A 15825-nucleotide genomic window follows, 5' to 3' on the forward strand; every position below is an offset into this window, starting at 1 on the left:
AAACGGCCGCAGCGCTGTCCCGAAAGGCCGCGTCAGACAAGGGCCAGGTCATGCCTCACCACGATGAATACAACATCGGCCCGTCAGGTCAGTTCGGCTCCGAAAGGGCGCGGTTCGCGCCGGACAAAAACGGATCAAGGAAATACTGATAGGGGTGACGCGTGCCGACCAGGATCTCAGCGCGCAGCAACATCCCCGGCAGCAGACGAAAGCCGGAAGGCAGGTTGCGCAGGTTGTTATGCGCGACGGTGATCAATGCGCGGTGGCCGATGCTGGATCGCAATGCCTCGGCTGCGCGCGGAACATTGCTGCGCATGCGTCCTTCGCCTTGTATGGCGTCGGCGCTGATCGACGTGACGGTTCCCTTCAAATAGCCATGCTTGCTGCTGGGCAAGGCCGACAACTTGATCCGCACCTCTTGCCCGATCGACACCCATCCGACATCGCGCGGCTGGATGGTCGCCTCGATCCGAAGGTCATTGTCACTGATGACCGGCATGGCCACCATCAGCGTATCGCTGGCCTGCACGACGGATCCGGGGATCGTTCGACCGTGTCCAGAACCACACCGTCAAAGCCGGCCACGATGACATCACGCGCGCCGATATAGGAAATCTTGCGCAACTGTTCTTCCTGCTGGCCAAGCTCCTTTTCGATGTCCGACAGGCGTTCGCGTGTGGCGACCTGCCAGGCGGCGACAAAACCCCGCTGTTCGGTGGCAATGATGTTGATGCGCGCCTCGGCCTGCTTGATTTCGCCATGCAGGCGGATGCGCTCGTTCTGCAGTCCAGCCAATAGGTTCTGCAGCTCGAACGGCTTGTCGCGGGTGATGTTTCCCGCCCCCGCCTGCTGGCGCATGACGGCCAGTTCCTGCGCATTGATTTCGATCTGCGCGTCAAGAATGGACAGGCGGTTCTGCAGCACCGTGACGGTCTGCTCCAACTCGCTTGTCCTTATGGCGTCGCTGGACAAGCGTGCCGCCATTTCCGACATGCGCATGCGAAAGATCTCTTCCTGCAGGGTTCCGGCCCAGCTTGCGGCCGTGGGAACGGTGGCCGTTGCGGCCTTCGTTGCGGGGATATCCACCTCGGCCAGCAAGCGGTTGTGTTCCAATCGCAAAGCCGCAACAGAGGCCGACAGGATGTTGAAATCGGCATCCGCGAGGTCCTTGTCGAAGGTCACCAGCACATCGCCTTGCCGGAAACTGTCACCTGCGCGGAAATTCATCTGCGCAATGACAGAGGTGCCGAAAGGCTGGATGATCTGACGCGGTTGCTGCGAAATCAGGATGCCTTCGGCCTCGACAACCCGGTCGAGTGTCGCAAACAGGCTCCAGCCGATGCCAAAGCAGATCACGCAGAACAGGCTGATCAGCGAAAGGCGCACGCTGCGTGGCAGGGGGCGCGCTTCCAGTTCGACAACCTCGGGCGAGAAATCATCAAGGTTGGGATCCGTGCTGTCTGAATGACCCAGAGCGGGGGGCGTTCTCATCCCTACCCTCCCCCTGTCTGGCGCAGCCACATGTTGCGGAACAAGGCACAGCCGGTATCGGGGTCCAGCAGATCACCCAGCGGCCGAAAGTCGATCAGACGTCCTTCGTCCAGCACCATGATGCGGTCCGCCATGGCCAGGGTCGACAGGCGATGCGCGATGATCAGGGTCGTTTTGCCATGGGTGATCAGGTCCATGTTGTCCTGGATGGCCTCTTCGCTTTCGACATCCAGCGCCGAGGTGGCCTCGTCGAATATCAGAATGGAATGTTCACGCAGCAGCGAACGCGCAATGGCCAGCCGCTGTCGCTGGCCGCCGGAAAAGTTCGAGCCATTCTCGGATATCTGTTCGCGCAGACCTTCCGGCAGGCGCTCGATGAACTCGCGGGCGCCTGCCAGATCAGCGGCAGCCTCGATCTGTTCAAGACCGGCAAGCGGAGCCGCCATCGCTATGTTGTCCGCCACGCTTCCGCGAAACAGAAAGTTTTCCTGCAACACGACGCTGATGCGTTTGCGAAGGGCATGAAGATCCCATTTGCGCACATCCCGCCCATCGACCCGAACTTCGCCCATCTGGGGTTCATAGATACCTTGAATCAAGCGCGCGATGGTGGATTTGCCCGAACCGGACCGCCCGGTGATCCCGATCCGTTCGCCAGGTTCGATGACAAAGGACAGCGCGTCGATGGCGGGACGATGGCGACCCGGAAAAGTGAAGGTGACATTGTCGAACAGGATTTCACCGTCACCTGATTGGGCGGGTTTGGGATCGCCCCCGCGCCGTTCGGTCGGCTCTTTCATCACGCGCCCCAACATGCTGGCCGACAGACGGACGCGTTGGAATTCATGCACCAGTTCAGCAATTCCGCGCAGCGGTTCGGTCACTTTATGAGACAGCATCCGAAAGGCGATCAGCGCGCCCACCGACAGCTCGCCTGCCAGAACCATCTTGACGCCCATGAACAAGACCACGACCGCGCCGATCTGTTCGATTGCCTGCACGATGGCCGCGCCTGCGGCGCTGAGCCGGCGCAGCGAAAACCCGGCATTCACGGCCGTGATTGACGCGGCGTTCCACAGCTTGGTCCGTCTTTGCTCCATACCGAGCGACCGGATCGTCGTGATGCCATTGATGGTCTCGACCAGCAGCGTCTTGCGTTCACCCTCGGTCTCGTACAGCGTTTCCAGTTGGCGAAAATAAGGGCGTATCAAGAACCCGATTACAGCCGTCATGGCAAGTCCGGTGGCCACGACAATCATGGCCAGCGTGCCCGAGTAGAAGATGATGAGCACCGGAAGGAATACGAAAACCGCCGTCATCTCGACGATGGCCCCCAGGACGCGGCCCGTCACGAATTCGCGGATCTCGTCGGCTTGCTGGAGGTTGTTGGTGATCACGCCTGCTGTATTGCGCTGAAAGAACATCAACGGCAGCCTGACCAGATGGCCAAATGTGCGCGTGGCCGTCAGGATATCCACCTTGGCCGCAAGATGGCTGATCATGTAGTCGCGGAAAAACCGTTGCAACGCCTCGAACAGGATCACGACGATCACGCCGATGGTCAGCGCGTTCAGCGTCGTGATGGTTTCATTGACAAGCACCTTGTCGACCACCGCCTGAAAGAACAGCGGAATGGCAAGGCCAAGCACATGCACAACGACAATTGTCAGTATGATCGCCGCAGCCAGTCTGCGCCGCCGGAAGATCTGCGACAGAAACCAGCCCAGGGTAAAGGCCCGGGTGTCATTGACGGGCGGGGGCAATTCCAGAAAACCGACCACTTCGCCGCGCCACCAGCTTTCGGTCTCTTCCCGGTTCAGCAAGGCGGTATCTATCTCGCCTGTATCGGGGTTCCGCGCGGCCGTCAGGATGCACTGTTCTTCCAGCAGATCGTCTGGCGCGAAAGGATGGGCCTCGCCGGCCTGCAGATAGCGCAGGACAACCCGGGGGCGATTCTCGGCATCCAGGAAGGTGCAGGGAAAGTGTTGGCCGATATGGGTCAGGGTATCCCAGTCATGGCGTGTCACTTTCAGGTCCGCACCACCCTGCGCCAGAATCGAGGCCGCAAGCGGAAACTCGATCGTCTGCGCGGCATCAAGAAGGTCAAGGACTCGCGTGCCCGGCTGATGGGCAAGCCCCGTTCCAGCATCAACTCCAGCAGGATATCGATGGTTTCCAGCCTGATATGCGCCTGTTTCATGGCTGGGCCTTGCCATGCCGCGCGTGGATCTGGCGCAGCAACCGTGCGACCAGCCGTGCATGGCGGCCGGACACGAACCAGACCGACCACAGGCCATCCCGCCCGCTGAACGAAAGACCCGGACGGTAGCGGAAACTTGACAGCATATAGGCCGCGCCGTGAAATCTGGCAGGCTTGCCCCAGCAATCCCTGCCCTCGATGGCGTAGTGCACGAACAGGTATTTCCGGTCGTCGCGCGCCGCCACCGTGTCCAGCGCATCAGCCATGGGCAGGATGCGGGTGACGGGCAGATACACGATCTGATCCGGGCCTTCCGGGCTGACTTCGGTAAAGCCGACCCAGAGGTCCGCGCCATCCCTGCACAGGGTGATCTCGCGCAGCAATGACTTTTTTTCCAGGCATATCCTGCGCCAACCGCGTAAAAACGTCATTCAGATGCGGCTCTGCAGCAATGTTCTGAGGGCGCTCTCGGCACCGGGAACGCCGAGACTGATCGCCTTTTCCAGATAGGTCTGTGCCCCGTCAAAATCGTCAGCCTTCTCGACCAGCTGCGCGGCCAGGATCAGCAGCGCATCCGCCTGGCCGAATTCGGCCGCGTTCCGCAGGAAATAGAAGCATTCAAGGTCCGGCGCCGGAATGCGGCCATCACAATAGATCATGGCAAGGCGCAACATGGCTTCCGTGGAACCGGCCGTGGCGGCATCCAGAAAATACCCGGCCGCTTTCGATATATCCTGCGGGACGGGTGCGATGCCGGTTTCATGGATCGCGCCCAGCCCCAGCATGGCCAGCACATTGCCCTGCGCCCGGTCATGTTCAAGGCCCTCGATCACAAGGGGGACCTCCTCCACAGGTGTGTCTGGCAGAAGCGTCGTCAGCATGTCCTCAAGCTCGGTGAAGTTGCCGTTGACCAGCACACATTTCACCTTTTGAGGCACCGAAAACAGGTCTGCGCACCGGCCTGACTGCGCCGCGACCGGGGGCGCATTCAGAAAATGCACCCCCAGCAACAGTCCCGTCATGAGGACCAGTGTCCGCAACGTCCTCATCTCACCGAATTCAGATATCGCGAGATGTCAGCAATCGCAGCATTTCGTTCCGTCGACGTCATCGGTCTGCTTTGCAAGGTCGGCGATGCCAGTGACCGTTGCGGCGATGCTGGCCCGGGCACGGGATTGTTGCGTGCCGGAAGGATCGAATTATACCGCAGGGTCGGTGACGTGACACTGACCGAACCGCCATGCGTGGTATTGATCGGGCTGCGTATGGTGGCCGAGCCGCTACCTGTCGCACTGACGCCTTCATTGGTAAAGCGCAGGCCACCGAAAAAGCCGACATTGCTTCTCGGTGTCGCCGTGCGTTGCGGCTGGATGTTCAGGCCAACATCACCTGAGGTTCGCACCCATTCCCCGTTCGCGCCTTGCGAAAAGGTCAGGCGTGTCCTGACATTGCCGGGCCCGGTGCGCAGTGTGGAATTGACGTTGATCCGCAGTTGCGTGCCTGCCACGGAAGAATAGCGCACCTCATAGCTCGCGCGCTGCAGACCCAGCCCGATGGCCACGCGGTTCACCATGGGAAAGCCCATGGCAGCCATTTGTTCACGGGTTCTTATGTTGCCCCCTGCAATGATCGCCGCGGCTTCGAATGTGGTTGCGTTCGACTGGCCCCTGATCTGCGCCAGGGCCGCCTCTTGCCGGACCCTTGCGTCGCCAACCGTGTTGCCGCCAATGCCGGTGACACCGGTATAGGCCATGGAGGACCACAGCGTCTGATACGCCGCGGTCTGACTTCTGTTGGTCGGGGCGGAAGGCGAATTGCCCATGTCAGATGTAAAGCGCGACGCCTCGGCACGTGACAGGGGCGAGGTTGACGACGCGGTGCGCGAAGGCGTCGTGGTCATGCTGGAGGTATAGCGCGTCGCCTCGGCCCGGGTCATGGACGGCGTCGTGCGCGCGGGCGTGGTCGTCATGGACGACGTGAACCGTGTGGCTTCCGCGCGGGTCATGCCGGAGCCGCTCCCGGAGGACGAGCTGCGCGATGGGCTTGAACTGGAACCGTACGTGCCCATGGACGATGTAAACCGCGAAGCCTCCGCACGGGTCATGCTGGAGCTGCTGCTGGAGGACGAGCTGCGCGACGGCGTCGAGCTCGACGAGGTACTGCGCGATGGCGTCGAACTGGTGCTGCGGGATGGGGTCGAACTGGAACTGCTCGTGCCCATGGACGATGTAAACCGCGAAGCCTCCGCACGGGTCATGCTGGAGCTGCTGCTGGAGGACGAGCTGCGCGACGGCGTCGAGCTCGACGAGGTACTGCGCGATGGCGTCGAACTGGTGCTGCGGGATGGGGTCGAACTGGAACTGCTCGTGCCCATGGACGATGTAAACCGCGAAGCCTCCGCACGGGTCATGCCGGAGCTGCTGCTGGAGGACGAGCTGCGCGACGGAGTCGAGCTCGACGAGGTGCTGCGCGATGGCGTCGAGCTGGAACTGGAACTGCGCGACGGCGTCGAGCTCGACGAGCTACTGCGCGACGGGGTCGAGCTGGAGCTGGAACTGCGCGACGGTGTCGAACTCGACGAGCTGCTGCGCGACGGCGTCGAGCTGGTGCTGCGGGATGGGGTCGAACTGGAACTGCTCGTGCCCATGGACGATGTATATCGCGAGGCTTCTGCACGGGTCATGCTGGAGCTGCTGCTGGAGGACGAGCTGCGCGACGGCGTCGAACTTGACGAGCTGCTGCGCGACGGGGTCGAGCTGGAGCTGGAACTGCGCGACGGTGTCGAACTCGACGAGCTGCTGCGCGATGGCGTCGAGCTGGAGCTGGAACTGCGCGACGGCGTCGAACTCGACGAGCTACTGCGCGACGGCGTCGAACTGGAACTGCGGGATGGGGTCGAACTGGAACTGCTCGTGCCCATGGACGATGTATATCGCGAAGCTTCTGCACGGGTCATTGTCATGACAAATACTCTTTACAAAACGATTAACCGACTGTGAGCAAAAACAAACCTGCCTGACTTGGCAAGCATTTTCTTGGACGTGGCTGCATAATCCCGACAGCCGCCTGATGCGTCAGGTGAAGGGACAAGGCCTGACATCGCAACCAGGGGTCCCGGTGCCAACGCCACCACCGTTCGGTCAAGCAAGAGCACAGCCGGGATCATCCATCGCATCGGCGCGGATCGTCGTCCCTGAACGATACCCCAAATGAATATCCGCGGCGTTCCGTGAATACGTCAGGTCCATGGCTCTGGGCCTGACACCTGATTACTGCCCGGCCTCACGCGACGCTCATGCTGCTCTGCCAGGTCAGCACGGATTGGCGAGATCCGACCGACCCGTCAGTTGACTGCTGCAGGCGGCCGTGCAGCCGTGTCTTCGGCGTCTTCCCACAATGCGCGGACGCCCCTTCGCCTGACTGTGATCGCACGCAGTCCCGGAAAGACCCGCGCAGTGAGGGCCGTGACCAACACAGCGCTTGCGAACGCCGGGGGAACTGCCCCAGCCCGCACTGTCCCGCTTAAGTCCACCACAAACGCGTTATCCGACACCCACGCGGGGAACAACGCCCATGACAGGGCTGATCGCTTGATTTTACGTTTTAAAGTGGTGCCCGGGGGCGGAATTGAACCACCGACACGAGGATTTTCAATTTTCGCCCCCCCAAATTGGGATCTATCCAAAGTAATCTGAAGCCTTTGAAATCGTTTGAGTGTTTGCAAGTCGCGCCTCCAGAAACGGTCTGAAAAGATCTGGACAAAACCAGAACTCACCCCACACATTTACACATGAATTACACACTACTCTCGGACTAGTTCTTCAAACGTTCACCGAGCAATCACAACGCGACTCTTCATCAAACTCGTCTTCCAAAAAGGTAGGTGTTCCATCCCGGATGATCACATAGACCCTCGGCGATCTGCGTTTTTCATGGCAAGATCGGTTCTGAGGGACATTCGGGACGGGGTTCGACCATGCTGATCCATCTTCACAATCAGGCAACGACGACACCAAAAGGTAAGGGCGGCGATCCAGGCAAGCGATGAGCCTGCATCGACTCTGGCGGAACGCTTCGGCACGACAGAGCAGACTGTGTATAAGTGGCGTCACCGCGACAGCGTTGAGGATCGCATTCATACGCCGCACCGGCTGCAAACGACGCTGACCCCGGCCCAAGAGGCCATTGCGGTGGCCTTGCGCACGACGCTGCTGGTATCGCTAGATGACCTGCTGGCGGTGGTGCGCGAGTTTCTGAAACCGAACGCCTCGCTCTCTGGGCTGGACCGCTGCCTGCGTCGGCATGGCGTTGGAAACCTGCGCGATCTGAAGGCCAAAGCACCAAAGCCGAAGCACAGCGCCTTCAAGGCCGATGAACCCGGCCACCTGCATATCGACGTGAAATACCTGCCGCAAATGGCCGATGAGAGTTCCCGCCGCTACCTTTTCGTGGCAATCGACCGAGCGACACGTTGGGTCTTCATCCGCGTCTTCAAAGCCAAAACAGCAGTCAATGCCCGCCGCTTCCTTCGTGACCTTGAACGCGCTTTTCCGCTGCGCAGTCGCACAATTCTTACGGATAATAGCAAGGAGTTCACAGATCGCCTCTTCGGCTTGCGCAAGCGTGCCGCGACCGGGGCGCACGAGTTCGACACGCTGTGCAGCGCCCTCGAAATCGAGCATCGCTTCACGCCGCCAAAGTCACCTCAGACCAACGGCATGGTCGAGCGTTTCAATTGCCGCATCGAAGAGGTGCTGCAAAGCCACCACTTCTGATCCGGCGAAGAGTTAGAGACAACGCTGTACCGCTACGTCTGGCTCTATAACCAGCAGCTCCCGCAATCAGCCCTGGGCAGTAAGACGCCCTTGCAGGCGATGAATGACTGTCACAAACTCAAGCCAGAGCTGTTCAAGAAACAGCCATATTAACTTCCGGGATGTGACAGGTAGGCTCTGGACCTATAAATCGATACCTGCGCCAACGGCAGCTTCGACCGTGACCCGACCCTGACGAAAAAACGGGGCTATGACCGAGATGCTGACTTTCCTGCCGTTCACGTAAACTGCTCGGACCTGTACGAACGCCCCAAACCGTGTCTGACGTCAGCGCCCATGGGACAGTTTGGGCATATTGCTTTGTTCAGCGTCCGCTGCGCCCAGTCAGTCTCGCTGGCACATCAGGAAAATACTCGAGCACAGATCCGGATACTTCTGTCCAAGCGCATAGCAGCCGTCGAGGTACCCTTCGGATATGATGTCCGTGTCCAAGAGCCTGTCCCACTGGAAGTTCGCCAGAGCCTTGAAGAAGATCCCAGAGCGATGCACGACGCGCAGCCCCGCTTTGCGTGCGTCTCGCTCCAACGTGTCAAGGCTGTACGTGATACGATGGCCATGCTCCTCCTCTGCAGGTGTCACTGCAGCATTGTGGCTGATTAGCCCCATCTGTACCGCGATCTGCCGAGATGGCGCGTTTGCGTTCGGGCACACGAGGAAGAAGCGTCCCCCTTCGGTCAACCATTCATCGTTGATCCTCCGTAGCACCCGCACCGGATCGTCCAGATGTTCAAGAACATGAGTAAGCACGATGTTGTCGTAGCGTTGGGGCAGGCTGATCGTCTCGAACATGCCCTCATGGAAAGTGACACTCGGCGGCAGAACTGATCGGGCTGCCTCCAGCGCCTCTCGAGAGGCCTCAACGCAGTGCAGGTCCGGATAGCGTCCGATCAAGCGGCGGGTGAAATCGCCTTTGAAGCTGCCAAGTTCCAGCATCGATCCATCGCGCAGAAACGGTTCAAACGCTTGTAGCATGTATTTATGCATCACGTCGAAATCGAAATTATACGCATAGCGTCGCGCTTCGGTATCTTTGAACTCGGCATCGTAATCACGCTTACCAGCCATTTAGTCCCCTCTTTTCGCCTTTCGGCGGTCCTACAGTGGTGTCTCACGAGGATGCCGCTTCCTGATGCTCTTCATAGTCACGTTGGCGTCGGGTGTATAGTCGGCGTCACTGATTGCGCCGCAACTTCCGCCACAAGCGATCAATTACGCCCTGTTTTTGCTTTGCATTCTCGGCTTGGGCCAATTCCAGCCTGCCCTTCAGCCATTCGGTCTCTTTCTGATGCGATCCAACCTGCTGCTCGAACTGTCCGTCGTCGAATGATTTGGAACAGGCGGCTTGATTTTGGTCTGGAGGGTTCCGGCTCTGTGGGTTGATGTTATGCTGCTTGGCGCTGATGGATCAAGCGGCGGTTCTGGATGGTCTGTGCTTTGATCTTCTCTCTTTCTGCCAGGATTGCCGGACCGCGCCCGAAGTAAACGTCGGCAGGTGTCAGATTGCCGAGGCTTTCGTGATATCGGCGATGGTTGTAGTACTCGACGAAGGCAGTGGAGTGCCCCCACTGAAGCGGTCCAACAACTGGGATAGTGTTATTCCATTTCAGGAGGACCAGAGATGGCTGGAAAGAGAGACAAACCCGAAGAGATCGTGCTGAAGCTGCGGCAGGTTGAAGTTATGCAAGGACAGGGCAATTCGATCACTGATGCTGTTCGGCAGATCGGTGTTACCGTTCAGACCTACTACCGGTGGCGCAAACAGTATGGCGGCATGAGCCGCGATCAGCTCAAACAGCTGAAGGAGCTGGAGACAGAGAACACACGGCTCCGGCGTGCCGTATCGGATCTAACCCTGGACAAGATGATCTTGACCGAGGCTGCGCGGGGAAACGTCTAACAGAACGCTGAAATAGTCCTGCCTCGACAGCGGTTTGAGAACATGATTCACCCTCGGCACGGAAACGGCGGGGGTTATCATGCGGGGTTTGGACGAGACGAGCGGATCGCTGTTCAGCTATGTCGTTCTGGAGGAGCGCATCCCGTCGCGACACCCGCTGCGCAAGATCAGACAGGTGGTCAATGACGCGCTGGCAAGTTTGGACGCGGACTTCGAGACGCTCTACACTGATTTCGGCAGGCCCTCGATCCCGCCGGAGCGCCTGATCCGAGCGGGCCTTCTGCAGATACTGTTCTCTGTCCGGTCGGAGCGTCAGTTGATGGAGCAGATGGATTACAACCTGCTGTTCCGCTGGTTTGTCGGCCTTGGGAACGACGATCCGGTCTGGGTCCCCACCGTATTCACCAAGAACCGGGACCGGCTGCTGACGACGGACATGTCGCGAAAGGTGATGGCAGCGATCCTGGCGCATCGCGAGGTAGCGCCGCTGCTGTCGGACGAGCATTTCTCTGTCGATGGAACGCTCATCAAGGCTTGGGCATCGATGAAGAGTTTCCAGCCGAAGGCCGAGGCGACCCCGCCTGACGACGAAGGGCCGGGCGATCCGCCCGCCCCTGATACCACCCTTGAGCCCGCGCCTTCCGAGACCCCAGCCGAGACAGACCCGATGCCCCGCAACAGCCACCGCTATCGCAATGCCGAGGTCGACTTCAAGGGCGAGAAGCGGTCCAACACCACCCATGCCTCGACGACCGATCCGGATGCGCGCCTTTACAAGAAATCCCCCGGCACGGGTGCTATGCTGTGCTTCATGGGGCATACTCTGATGGAGAACCGCAACGGGCTGGTCGTGCAGGGTGATCTGACCCAGGCCGACGGTCATGCCGAGCGCAAGGCGGCGCTGGACATGATCCATCGCCATTCCCCCGGATCGACGCGGCGGCTGACGCTGGGTGCCGACAAGGGGTATGACGCGGCCGGGTTCGTGTCCGACCTGCGCCAAGCCTGCGTCACGCCCCATGTCGCCCGGAAATCGAGATATTCAGCGATCGACGGGCGCACGACCCGACACGAGGGATATGCGTTGTCACAGAAGCACCGAAAGAAGATCGAAGAGCCGTTCGGCTGGGCCAAAACCGTCGGCGGCATGGCACCGACCATGTATCGGGGCGTTGAACGCGTCCGATCCCGCTTCATCCTGACCATGGCTGCCAACAATCTTGCCCGGCTACCACGGTTGCTGGGGACATGAAGGGAAAGATGGACCCAGGAGCGAGCCGCGGACGCGCCGACAGACATGACCCATCAGTCGAACCAGACCTGATGACGGGAAAGCGTTCCGGCTCAGCTACTATTTCAGCGACCTGCTAAGCCCCTCCCGCCGCCGGCGGTGCATTGATCATGTGCGGCAAACCCTCAGCGTGTCCGAGCGCAGGGTTTGCCGCACATGATCAATGCACCGCTCGACATAGCGCAAGGTGCCCTGTGGTCTGCCGGACGAAGCACGGCTGACAGAGGACATCACCGCGCTGGCCGAAGAGTTTGGGCGCTATCCGGCTGCGGCCGGAACGCCCGAACCATGTCTGGTCCTATGACTTTGTCCAGGATCGGACGCACGACGGGCGGATCTTCCGCACACTCAACATCATCGACGAGTTCACGAGGGAGGTGCTGGTGATCCGTGTGAAACGCAAACTCAACTCTGTCGACGTGGTCGATGCCTTGACCGATCTGTTCATCCTGCGCGGCTCGCCGGAATACATAAGGTCGGACAATGGCGCAGAATTTATCGCCAAGAAGGTGCGCGCCTGGATCGGTGCGGTGGGTGCCAAAACGGCATTCATCACCCCAGGATCACCGTGGGAGAACGGCTACTGCGCGAGCTTCAACGCCCGTTTCCGGGATGAGCTGCTCAATGGCGAGATCTTCACGACGTTGCGCGAAGCTCAAATCCTGATCGAACGATGGCGACGTCACTACAACACCGTCAGGCCGCACAGCGCTCTCGGATACCGACCGCCAGCGCCCAAAAGCATCGTCCCGATAGACCAGAGACCGACCATGTACTAACATTCAAACTGGACCACCCGATGGGGGCACTCCACGGACCTGATCCCGAAGATGAAACGGGACAGATAACCCAAAGACTTCAAGTCGGTGTATATCTTTCACGAGTCTCGCTTTTAAGCTCTGGCAACGCCGCACAGAATAACTATAAAATGGCAGACATGGCCGGTATCTTAAAAAAACTCGTACGAAAAGCCCGTTCGCTGGCTCACCCGCATAAAGGTGATACTCATGTAGACGCGGACGACAAAAAACAACAGCTACTCTCCTCGCCCACCGGTCGGTTGTTTGAGACGCTTGCGTCGCTCGGCTTTGAACCCCGTCACATCGTGGACGTCGGCTGCAATCACGGAAACTGGACACGTACAGCGCGTATCGTGTTTCCCGACGCGAATGTCAGCGCCTTTGAACCGCAGGAGATGTTGGTGGACAAACACACGGATTTGGCGGTCGATCCTCGCGTGGAGATGTACTACAAAGGCGTCGGGGATTTTGATGGCTCTGCCCCGTTCACTTTCCATGGTCGAGATGACAGTTCCAGTTTCATCTATTCTGCGAGTGAGGCAGAAGATCAGGGTCTCGCTCAGGCCGAAGTTGAGATCTGCAGGCTCGACACAGCGATGGCCGCATCTGTCTTTGGCCCGCCTGACATGGTAAAAATCGACGCCGAAGGATTGGACCTAAATGTTTGCGAGGGCGCACCAAATACACTTTCTCATGCTCAGATTTTGCTTGTCGAGGCCACGGTAGCGTGTCCGACGTATCCGAATACAGCAACAGCTGTGTTCGAGAAAATGGACTCTCTCGGGTACCGACTGTTTGACATAACTGATTTGAACAGGACTCCTAACAAGGGTGTCTTGTGGCTTGTCGAAGCAGTTTTTGTCCGCAAGGGGACGCTCCTTGACACGGTCTCTAGAGCTTATGACTGAGACCCGATGGCAGCTCTCACAATGACTACACCACTGCGTGACCGGGAGTTTGGCGAAGATGAACCGGTCAAGGTGTCAATCTGCGTTATTACCTTCAATCATCAACACTACATCGTACAATGTCTCGAAGGCTTTCTGGATCAGGTTTCCGATTTTCGGATTGAGGTTTTGATCTATGACGATGCCTCGACGGACGGCACCGCTGATATAATTCGTGACTATGCGGCGCGATACCCGACGGTCTTTCGCACAATTCTTCAGGCCGAAAATCTATATTCTAAAGGGGTAAATCCCTATTTCGCGTATGTAATGCCCAAGGCCAACGGCGAATACATCGCGATTTGTGACGGTGACGACTATTGGTGCGACCCACACAAGTTGGAAACTCAGGTGGCTGTCCTCGACAGTGAGCCGGACGTCGCGCTGACCTATGGTCCTGTCCAAGGCATTTCAGAGGCTGGCGACCCGGTCGCATATGTTGGCGGCATCGAGCACGACTTATCCCCGGCAGATTTGAAGAATGCGCCATCCATCAACACGATGACTGCCTGCTTTCGCAATATATACCGTGGAACCACACCCTCGCTGTTCATAAGAACTGCCACTATCGGAGACGTAATGGTATGGAGCATGTTGGGTTATCATGGGGGCGGACGTTACCTGACAGATCTGAAGCCCTGTTTTTACCGTGTACATCCCAATGGCATTCATTCAAGCAAGACACACGAACGGCAATTGTGGATGGCAGCAATCGCGCATATGCACCTCGCAGCATTCCACGAGGAGCAATCAGACCCCTCAGCTGCCAACGCCGCCTTTCAATCGACGCTTTACCTCAGTGGGTTACTGCTACGCAGTTTGCCTGCTGAACAAATACTTCGGAACTTCGAAACGCAGCTACGCAGTCTGCCCGCAGAACAAATAATTCGGAACTTCGAAACGCAGCTACGCAGTCTGCCCGCAGAACAAATAATTCGGAATTTTGAAACACAGCTGCGAGAATTACCCCCGCGCCGGTTGTTCAAACTTTGGCGTCGGGCCGTTAAAAATAAGCTGCTCGGACGTTGATGTTGCCATGATGGATGAGATTTTCGTTACCAAACCCTATCTTCAGCCACTCGAAGACTTCACTTCATATTTGCGAGAAATTTGGGACAGTGGGATTTTGTCTAACTGCAGACTGTCCGTCGTAGAATGATTTGGCACAGACGGCGTGATTTTGGTCTGGAGGGCTCCGGCTCTTTTGGTTGACGTTATGCTGCTTGGCGCTGATGGATCAAGCGCCGGTTCTGGATGGTCTGTGTTTTAATCTTCTCCCTTTCTGCCAGGATTGCCGGGCCGCGCCCAAAGTAGACGTCGGCGGGTGTCAGATTGCCGAGGCTTTCGTGATATCGGCGATGGTTGTAGTGCTCGACGAAGGCGTTGATGGGTAACCGCGCCATTGGCACCGCCTGCCTGACGGAGGGGCGTTGATGGGCTCTGTTGCACAAATCGCGTGGGGGATTCATATTGTGAATTCAGCGTGGTAGCTGGGATGCATGAGCAGACCTACACCCCTAACCTACAGGACCAAGAACTGGCCAGCCTATAACGAAGCGCTCAAGCGCCGGGGTTCGCTGACAATCTGGTTCGACCCTGAGATGAGCTGGGATGCCGCGCCGACAGGCAGGCGTGGCCGCCAGCAGAGCTACAGCGACGCCGCTATAAAGACGTGCCTTTAGATGAAGGTGCTGTTCGGGATGGCGCTGCGGCAGACAACCGGCTTCGTCGAAAGTCTGCTGCGACTGGTTGGCCGTATCCGTCCAGTTGCCCCGCTCTGACGTCGGGAAGGAGTGCCTGCTAGATGTCCACCAATGATAGTGGACATCTTGAGGTGAGCGATGGCGGGGAAGAAGGGGCAGAAGAAGCGGGTTTGGTCAGACGAAGAGAAGGCGTCAATCTGCACGCAAGCGCGGGTTGTTGGGGTTTCGGTTGCGCAGGTTGCGCGTCGCTACGCCATGAATGCCAATCTGATCCACAAATGGCTTCGCGATCCTCGGTTTTCATCAGAGGATCCGGTTGCGGATTTGCCCGTGCCTGAGGGCGTAACGATTCTTCCAGTCGAGGTTGCGGGCATGACGTCCGCCTCAGCGGCACCCATTTTGCCCAATCCGTCAACAAGCCCCACTATGGTGCAGCGCCTCGACATCACGTTGTCAGATGGTCGGCGGATATTGGTGGAGGGCGCTACCGCGCTGTCGGCTGTGCTGGCGATCTTCGCAGTCGCGTTGCAAGGCACAAGTGTCTTGTGTGAATGATAGCAAAATGCCTTTTATTCTTGGACTTAGGCATTCTATGCTGAACTTGAAAATCCAATTTTCCAATGAGCTCTATCTCACTGGGGCATGTTGTCGGGGCGGCACG

13 protein-coding genes and 6 pseudogenes are annotated in these 15825 nt (G+C 58.6%); 9 read left to right on the forward strand and 10 right to left on the reverse strand.

Going from position 1 to position 15825, the window contains the following annotated elements:
* Window positions 1-88: 88 nt before the first annotated feature.
* Genes ACMUJL_RS04575 through ACMUJL_RS04605 form a run of 7 tightly spaced genes read right to left on the reverse strand, consistent with a single transcriptional unit; the run spans window position 89 to window position 5660 of the window.
* Window positions 89-529 carry an HlyD family efflux transporter periplasmic adaptor subunit gene (locus ACMUJL_RS04575; protein WP_416914142.1) on the reverse strand — a complete coding sequence of 147 codons (441 nt, stop codon included), beginning with the start codon at window positions 527-529 and terminating at the stop codon, window positions 89-91.
* On the reverse strand, window positions 508-1491 hold the full coding sequence (locus tag ACMUJL_RS04580) for a hypothetical protein (RefSeq protein ID WP_416914143.1): 984 nt from the start codon (window positions 1489-1491) through the stop codon (window positions 508-510). The genes ACMUJL_RS04575 and ACMUJL_RS04580 overlap by 22 nt, the downstream gene beginning before the upstream one ends.
* Window positions 1492-1493: 2 nt before the next feature.
* Window positions 1494-3518: a peptidase domain-containing ABC transporter gene (locus ACMUJL_RS04585; protein ID WP_416914144.1), complete on the reverse strand. Its 2025-nt coding sequence runs from the start codon at window positions 3516-3518 to the stop codon at window positions 1494-1496.
* A 2-nt stretch (window positions 3519-3520) separates the two neighbouring features.
* Window positions 3521-3691 (reverse strand): hypothetical protein, encoded by a 171-nt coding sequence (locus ACMUJL_RS04590; protein ID WP_416914145.1) that lies wholly within the window; start codon window positions 3689-3691, stop codon window positions 3521-3523.
* Window positions 3688-4074, reverse strand: coding sequence for a hypothetical protein (locus ACMUJL_RS04595; protein ID WP_375570134.1), 387 nt, complete (start codon window positions 4072-4074; stop codon window positions 3688-3690). The genes ACMUJL_RS04590 and ACMUJL_RS04595 overlap by 4 nt, the downstream gene beginning before the upstream one ends.
* A 48-nt stretch (window positions 4075-4122) precedes the next feature.
* Entirely contained in the window at window positions 4123-4713 is a 591-nt protein-coding gene (locus ACMUJL_RS04600; protein WP_375570132.1) for a tetratricopeptide repeat protein, read from the reverse strand.
* Window positions 4714-4736: 23 nt separating this feature from the next.
* Window positions 4737-5660: a hypothetical protein gene (locus ACMUJL_RS04605; RefSeq protein WP_416914146.1), complete on the reverse strand. Its 924-nt coding sequence runs from the start codon at window positions 5658-5660 to the stop codon at window positions 4737-4739.
* On the opposite strand from ACMUJL_RS04605, the gene ACMUJL_RS04610 reads away from it, so the two are divergent.
* A complete protein-coding gene (locus tag ACMUJL_RS04610; RefSeq protein ID WP_375570128.1) occupies window positions 5626-6690 on the forward strand; it encodes a hypothetical protein in 1065 nt (354 codons plus the stop codon). The two genes, ACMUJL_RS04605 and ACMUJL_RS04610, sit on opposite strands and share 35 nt — an antisense overlap.
* Window positions 6691-7667: 977 nt before the next feature.
* Window positions 7668-8619 (forward strand): annotated as a pseudogene (locus tag ACMUJL_RS04615) (IS481 family transposase).
* A gap of 231 nt (window positions 8620-8850) precedes the next feature.
* On the opposite strand, the gene ACMUJL_RS04620 reads toward ACMUJL_RS04615, so the two are convergent.
* Entirely contained in the window at window positions 8851-9591 is a 741-nt protein-coding gene (locus tag ACMUJL_RS04620) for a class I SAM-dependent methyltransferase (RefSeq protein WP_375570126.1), read from the reverse strand.
* A gap of 317 nt (window positions 9592-9908) precedes the next feature.
* Window positions 9909-10076, reverse strand: a pseudogene (locus ACMUJL_RS04625) (IS3 family transposase); the annotation flags it as partial.
* Between the two features lie 68 nt (window positions 10077-10144).
* Between ACMUJL_RS04625 and ACMUJL_RS04630 the strand changes: the two are divergent.
* From ACMUJL_RS04630 to ACMUJL_RS04650, 5 genes and pseudogenes are all read left to right on the forward strand, one after another.
* Window positions 10145-10420, forward strand: a pseudogene (locus ACMUJL_RS04630) (transposase); the annotation flags it as partial.
* A gap of 82 nt (window positions 10421-10502) precedes the next feature.
* Window positions 10503-11675, forward strand: coding sequence for an IS5 family transposase (locus tag ACMUJL_RS04635; RefSeq protein ID WP_375570124.1), 1173 nt, complete (start codon window positions 10503-10505; stop codon window positions 11673-11675).
* Between the two features lie 112 nt (window positions 11676-11787).
* A pseudogene (locus tag ACMUJL_RS04640) lies at window positions 11788-12493 on the forward strand (IS3 family transposase); the annotation flags it as partial.
* A gap of 20 nt (window positions 12494-12513) precedes the next feature.
* The gene (locus ACMUJL_RS04645; RefSeq protein ID WP_375570122.1) at window positions 12514-13422 is read left to right on the forward strand and encodes an FkbM family methyltransferase; all 909 of its coding nucleotides are present in this window, start codon (window positions 12514-12516) and stop codon (window positions 13420-13422) included.
* Between the two features lie 6 nt (window positions 13423-13428).
* Window positions 13429-14490 carry a glycosyltransferase gene (locus tag ACMUJL_RS04650; protein ID WP_416914147.1) on the forward strand — a complete coding sequence of 354 codons (1062 nt, stop codon included), beginning with the start codon at window positions 13429-13431 and terminating at the stop codon, window positions 14488-14490.
* Between the two features lie 185 nt (window positions 14491-14675).
* Here ACMUJL_RS04650 and ACMUJL_RS04655 read toward each other — a convergent pair.
* Window positions 14676-14903, reverse strand: a pseudogene (locus ACMUJL_RS04655) (integrase core domain-containing protein); the annotation flags it as partial.
* A 57-nt stretch (window positions 14904-14960) separates the two neighbouring features.
* Here ACMUJL_RS04655 and ACMUJL_RS04660 point away from each other — a divergent pair.
* Together ACMUJL_RS04660 and ACMUJL_RS04665 are read left to right on the forward strand one after the other, a co-directional pair.
* Window positions 14961-15215: pseudogene (locus ACMUJL_RS04660) on the forward strand (transposase); the annotation flags it as partial.
* A gap of 87 nt (window positions 15216-15302) precedes the next feature.
* Window positions 15303-15719 (forward strand): transposase, encoded by a 417-nt coding sequence (locus ACMUJL_RS04665; RefSeq protein WP_375570118.1) that lies wholly within the window; start codon window positions 15303-15305, stop codon window positions 15717-15719.
* Window positions 15720-15825: the final 106 nt, after the last annotated feature.

The sequence above is a fragment of the Seohaeicola sp. genome, from assembly GCF_048006315.1.
GTDB lineage: Bacteria > Pseudomonadota > Alphaproteobacteria > Rhodobacterales > Rhodobacteraceae > Seohaeicola.

Bases quoted from the DNA above. Each gene is read 5' to 3' on its own strand.
- ACMUJL_RS04580 (WP_416914143.1), bottom strand. From the start codon at position 1,491: ATGAGAACGCCCCCCGCTCTGGGTCATTCAGACAGCACGGATCCCAAC.
- ACMUJL_RS04590 (WP_416914145.1), bottom strand. From the start codon at position 3,691: ATGAAACAGGCGCATATCAGGCTGGAAACCATCGATATCCTGCTGGAG.
- ACMUJL_RS04600 (WP_375570132.1), bottom strand. From the start codon at position 4,713: ATGACGGGACTGTTGCTGGGGGTGCATTTTCTGAATGCGCCCCCGGTC.
- ACMUJL_RS04610 (WP_375570128.1), top strand. From the start codon at position 5,626: ATGGACGGCGTCGTGCGCGCGGGCGTGGTCGTCATGGACGACGTGAAC.
- ACMUJL_RS04605 (WP_416914146.1), bottom strand. From the start codon at position 5,660: ATGACGACCACGCCCGCGCGCACGACGCCGTCCATGACCCGGGCCGAG.
- ACMUJL_RS04620 (WP_375570126.1), bottom strand. From the start codon at position 9,591: ATGGCTGGTAAGCGTGATTACGATGCCGAGTTCAAAGATACCGAAGCG.
- ACMUJL_RS04635 (WP_375570124.1), top strand. From the start codon at position 10,503: ATGCGGGGTTTGGACGAGACGAGCGGATCGCTGTTCAGCTATGTCGTT.
- ACMUJL_RS04645 (WP_375570122.1), top strand. From the start codon at position 12,514: ATGGGGGCACTCCACGGACCTGATCCCGAAGATGAAACGGGACAGATA.
- ACMUJL_RS04650 (WP_416914147.1), top strand. From the start codon at position 13,429: ATGGCAGCTCTCACAATGACTACACCACTGCGTGACCGGGAGTTTGGC.
- ACMUJL_RS04665 (WP_375570118.1), top strand. From the start codon at position 15,303: ATGGCGGGGAAGAAGGGGCAGAAGAAGCGGGTTTGGTCAGACGAAGAG.